Source organism: Rhodocytophaga aerolata, assembly GCF_030503435.1.
Lineage (GTDB): Bacteria > Bacteroidota > Bacteroidia > Cytophagales > 172606-1 > Rhodocytophaga > Rhodocytophaga aerolata.
Map to the genome: position 1 here is coordinate 1 of NZ_JAUKPO010000128.1, position 2,323 is coordinate 2,323.

The following is a 2,323-nucleotide window of genomic DNA, read 5'->3' on the forward strand; positions in this document are numbered from 1 at the left end:
TATAAAAGAAATACACACAACTCAAAGAGTCAAGGTGTGTGTATACATATGTTAGGCACAAACAAAAGAATGATAACTTCAAGATTTGAATATGTGGATAAACTGATTGCGATACTTGACGCTTGCCAAGTGGATTGTGAACTTGACCTTAGCTTCAATTGGCCTGTAGAATATTTTGATACATCGAAAGAAGAAAATATAAAAGCAAAAGCATTAAGCAGGTTTGCTGATAAAGATTGGACGTTTCAGATTACAGCTAATAATAAAGAAGAGTTTCTGTCTACACTCGCTAATACTTTAAAAGATGGGGACTTTTGCCATTATTATATAAAAGTAGGAAATAAGGAAATTGGAAAAGGCTATGATAATTTTGGCATAAACTTTCTTGACCCAGATTACTTCAAGCTAACAGAAAATACTTTATTGCGACTCGGAGATAGTGATATATACTTGAAAAAAGAAATAGAAAAAGATTAAAAGGCTGTGCCTAACACCCCATTCACCATTAACTGACTTTGCCTCACCGCAAGGCTCCACCTCAACAAGAGCAGTTTATGGGAATGGTTGGTTCATTGCCTACTATAAAAATGAATAAAAATTGAAGCAAGATGTCAAGAGGGAAGCAGGAAATCTATAAAGACATGTTATTATGGATACTTCCGCATTTACGCAACGTTCAAACCAATGGCTTTTGGGTAAAGGGTAAAGATAAAAGCTGTTATTTTGAGGCTCAGTTGATTCACAATTTGCCTCAATCCATGTTTGAGAGTGAATTTATTGAGCATGATCTACACTTTTTAAATCATCAGGCAAGATGGTATTTAGAAAAATGTAATGATGATATTTCACCTTTGTACAGCCGTAACGAAGCTTTGATTCGGGAGCTAATCAGCATTGCTCCCAAGGAAATAAAACAGAACTTACAATGGAGTTTTGATTAAGAAAAGAACAAACAGTAGGCAACACCTGACTCAATCCGACAACCTGCCCATTCTAAGCGCAAAGCCACAGCACAAGGGCACGGTGTGCGGGAGTCATTGGGCCATTAGGCGTAACATAAAAAATGGAACTAGGAGTTGAAAGAGGTACGGTTCAGATTGTACCCTACCAGCAAGGTTGGCGGGAGGCTTATTTGCGGGAGAAAACCCTTCTGGAAACGCTATTTGGTAAGCAAGCTTTAGTCTTTGAACACGTAGGCAGTACTGCCGTTGAGGGTTTGATGGCAAAGCCTATCATTGATATAGCCGTCCAGGTCCCATCAATTGAAGTGGTGCAAGGCTTCGAAAATGGATTGCGAGCAATGGGTTATCGGGAACGCATCAATCGGTTGGAAGGCCCTCAAAGGGTATTTGGCAAGGAGCATAACAACTGGGTTACCCATAATCTCCACCTGATTCAAGTAGGTTATCAGGAGTGGAATCGTAAGATTTTGTTCAGGGATTATTTACGGAATCATCCTCAAGTAAGGCAGGAATACGAAGAACTCAAGATGCGAATCTTGAGCTTATTTCAAGCGATGGATGGAACAGGAGGGACCTATAATGATCAAAAACAAGAATTTATTATCTCAGTGGTGGTAAAAGCAGAACAAGAGGCCAAACAAAGAACATAAACTGTGTACGCCTAACACTACCCACGGCCGACAACCGGTGCTCCTTACCGCAATACCTAAGCTTGAACACACGGCTGCGGGTGGGTTTGTTACATTAGCAACAATGCATAATAAAAGATGAAGACAGGCATACTATTCATGTTGATGATTTGTATTGGAGGATGTGTATCTCCTTCAAAGGTGAATAGTTATCATACAATATCGAATGTCAATAAAGATGTTTTCATTCTCTCTTCTTTAATCCAAGACTACTTAAGAAAAACGAAAGGACGAGGACGAGACTTAGACCTTAATGAATTGATTGAGCGGGACACCTCGAGAAGAATACCAAACAACTTCGAAAAAATTGAATTGATAAGTCGGGGAGGCCATATTGCTGTTAAGTTCAAGTTTCTTGGTTCAAGAAATCAAAGGACAGTTGAGTTAGCCGACCAAGAAAAGGCGAAAGCAGAAAAGTTGAAATGGATAATAAAAGATTCAAAAGAACAATACGATGGCGAAATTCAATTTGAATACGGGGAAAGGTTTCATATAATTAGAAAGATTATCATAAAAAAAGGAAGCAATGTTGCTAACACCGCACCCCTACGGCAACCAAGCCGCCATAGCACAATACCTCAGCTGAAGGCTTTGGTATGACGTGGGTGCTTGAACCATTAATTGCCATTAACCGGAGAAAAAAGGAAAAGGCTTTTATTGATTTAGAGCCAA

The 2,323-nt window shown here is 39.2% G+C and carries 4 protein-coding genes; all 4 read left to right on the forward strand.

Annotated elements, in window-relative coordinates:
• Positions 1 to 477, forward strand: a 477-nt coding sequence (locus Q0590_RS37045; protein WP_302042730.1) for a hypothetical protein, incomplete at its 5' end; no start/stop codon positions are given.
• A 164-nt stretch (positions 478 to 641) separates the two neighbouring features.
• Positions 642 to 941 carry a hypothetical protein gene (locus Q0590_RS37050; RefSeq protein WP_302042731.1) on the forward strand — a complete coding sequence of 100 codons (300 nt, stop codon included), beginning with the start codon at positions 642 to 644 and terminating at the stop codon, positions 939 to 941.
• A gap of 122 nt (positions 942 to 1,063) precedes the next feature.
• The gene (locus Q0590_RS37055; protein WP_302042732.1) at positions 1,064 to 1,612 is read left to right on the forward strand and encodes a GrpB family protein; all 549 of its coding nucleotides are present in this window, start codon (positions 1,064 to 1,066) and stop codon (positions 1,610 to 1,612) included.
• A gap of 117 nt (positions 1,613 to 1,729) precedes the next feature.
• Positions 1,730 to 2,251, forward strand: coding sequence for a hypothetical protein (locus Q0590_RS37060; protein WP_302042733.1), 522 nt, complete (start codon positions 1,730 to 1,732; stop codon positions 2,249 to 2,251).
• Positions 2,252 to 2,323 lie beyond the last annotated feature (72 nt).

What these genes read in the sequence shown, in the direction of transcription:
- Q0590_RS37060 (WP_302042733.1), top strand. Translation starts at nt 1,730, where the DNA reads ATGAAGACAGGCATACTATTCATGTTGATGATTTGTATTGGAGGATGT.
- Q0590_RS37050 (WP_302042731.1), top strand. Translation starts at nt 642, where the DNA reads ATGTTATTATGGATACTTCCGCATTTACGCAACGTTCAAACCAATGGC.
- Q0590_RS37055 (WP_302042732.1), top strand. Translation starts at nt 1,064, where the DNA reads ATGGAACTAGGAGTTGAAAGAGGTACGGTTCAGATTGTACCCTACCAG.